The sequence below is a fragment of the Streptomyces sp. UNOB3_S3 genome, from assembly GCF_020740895.1.
Taxonomy (GTDB): domain Bacteria; phylum Actinomycetota; class Actinomycetes; order Streptomycetales; family Streptomycetaceae; genus Streptomyces.
The window spans coordinates 1-2,189 of sequence record NZ_JAILXP010000622.1; the positions used below are offsets into that span (position 1 = coordinate 1).

A 2,189-nucleotide genomic window follows, 5' to 3' on the forward strand; every position below is an offset into this window, starting at 1 on the left:
AGCTCAAGGTAGACGCGCCGTTCTTCCGTCAACGGCTTCGGGCCCCGGATGATCGACCGGTCACGGATCTCGAAGTCCATCGCAGCACCCCTGGGCTGGGGTGTTGCAACGACCACTAGAACCTAAGGGTCCGCCGGGGGCCGTTCGCCGTTCCTCCGGTGGCGGGCCGCCACCCGGCGGGTGAAGGTGGTCGCGGGGGTGTCCGTACTGCCAGGGAGGCGCGCGTCATGCCCGAGGTAACGAAGCCGTATGTGCCCGGGACGCCCTGCTGGGCCGATCTCGTGGTCCCCGACCAGCGGGAGGCCCTCGACTTCTACCGCGATCTCTTCGGCTGGCAGGGGGAGCCCGGGCCGCCCGAGACCGGTGGGTACGCGGTCTGCACGCTGCGCGACAAGCCCGTGGTGGGGATCATGACGTCGATGGCGCAGGAAGGCGGCTCCAAGCCGCCGCCCGCGTGGACGACGTACCTGGCCGTCGCGGACGCCGATGCCACCATGCGGAAGATCAAGGACTCCGGCGGCACCCCGCTGACGGACCCGATGGACGTGATGACGCTCGGGCGGATGGCCGTCGTGGCCGACTCCACGGGCGCGGTCTTCGGGATCTGGCAGGCCAAGGACTTCCCCGGCTCACAGATCGTCAACGAGCCGGGCGCGGTGGTGTGGAACGAGCTCAACACCGCCGACCCCGACGCGGCCGGCGCCTTCTACGCGGACGCCCTGGACCTCACGGCCGAGCCCTTCGAGGAGATGCCCGCCTACCTCTCCCTCAAGGCGAAGGGCCGCGTGGTCGGCGGGATGCAGAGTCTGGAGAACTCCCCGCCCGGATCGCCCTCCCACTGGCTGACGTACTTCTCCGTCGACGACACCGACAGTACGGTCGACGCGCTGACCAAGGCCGGCGGCAACGTGATCGTGCCGCCGTTCGACATGGTGGCCGGCCGGATGGCCGTCCTCCAGGACCCGCAGGGCGCGGTCTTCGCCGTGATCAACACGACCGGGCCGTCACCCGACGACGCCTGACAGCCGCCGCCGTCGTCACTTCGGGGCGACGGCGGTGACCTTCTCGTCCTTCTTCAGCTGGTCGAAGAGCTGCTTGGCCTTGACCTTGTCCCACGCCACGGCCTCGCCGTCGCCGCGCGTGGGCAGGTTCGGATTGCCGATGGGCACGGTCAGCTGCTGTCCGTCGCCGCCCGTGACGCCCTTCATGGCCCAGAACATCGACGACAGGTCCCACAGCCCCATGTCCTTGTCGACGATGAGGGTGTCCAGACCGGAGCCGATCACGGGGTAGAGGCGGAAGGGGTTGAGGACCGTCGAGGGCGAGGCGGCCTGCTTGGCGAGGGTGTTCAGGAACTTCTGCTGGTTGCGCATCCGGCCCAGGTCCTGGTCGGCCTCCTGGTGCCGCTGGCGGACGAAGGCCAGCGACTGCGCGCCGTTCAGCGTCTGGCAGCCCGCCTTGAAGTCCGCGCCCGAGTCCCGGTCCTTGACCGGCTTGTCGAGGCACATGTCCACGCCGCCCAGCGCGTCCACGAGATTGCGGAAGCCGCCGAAGCCGATCTCCGCGTAGTGGTCGATGCGCAGACCGGTGTTGTACTCGACGGTCCGCACCAGCAGCTCGGCGCCGCCGTCGGAGTACGCCCGGTTGAGCTTGTGCGTGGACTGGGCGTACTGCTTCCCGGACGACGCGCCGGTGAAGGCGGGGATCGTGACGTACGAGTCGCGGGGCAGGCTCAGCATCGTGGTGCCGTTGTCGCCCGTGTGGAGGATCATCATCGAGTCGGTGCGCTTGCCGTCCGCCGACCCGGTGTGGAGGTCCTTCTTGTCCTGGTCGGACAGGCCCTCGCGGCTGTCGGAGCCGACGATCAGGTAGTTCGTGCCCTCGCCCGCCGCCGGCCGGTCGGCGACCTTGGCGAGGTCCACCTCGCGGCGCAGCTTGCCGTCGGCCCAGAAGTACGTGCTCACGGAGACGACCAGGGCCGTGGCGACCAGCGCGATCGCCCCGATCTTGATCCGCTTGCGCCAGTCGGGGGCGCCGGCCCGCGCGCCTGGTCCGCCCGTGCCGCCGGGGTCCCCCCGGCCGGTGCCGCCGCGGCCGCCGCCGCTGCCGTGCCCGTAGACCTGGCCGGTGCTGTAGCCGTCCGAAGGGCTCGGGTCGTCGTAGCCCTGCGGCGGGCGGTACTGCTGGGG

2 protein-coding genes are annotated in these 2,189 nt (G+C 70.4%); one reads left to right on the forward strand and one right to left on the reverse strand.

The features are described from left to right. The first annotated feature begins 227 nt into the window (after positions 1-227). The gene (locus K6I33_RS34420; RefSeq protein ID WP_229358734.1) at positions 228-1,022 is read left to right on the forward strand and encodes a VOC family protein; all 795 of its coding nucleotides are present in this window, start codon (positions 228-230) and stop codon (positions 1,020-1,022) included. A 15-nt stretch (positions 1,023-1,037) separates the two neighbouring features. Here K6I33_RS34420 and K6I33_RS34425 read toward each other — a convergent pair. Further along, positions 1,038-2,189, reverse strand: a 1,152-nt coding sequence (locus K6I33_RS34425; protein ID WP_229358735.1) for an LCP family protein, incomplete at its 5' end; no start/stop codon positions are given.

Bases quoted from the DNA above. Each gene is read 5' to 3' on its own strand.
- K6I33_RS34420 (WP_229358734.1), top strand. From the start codon at position 228: ATGCCCGAGGTAACGAAGCCGTATGTGCCCGGGACGCCCTGCTGGGCC.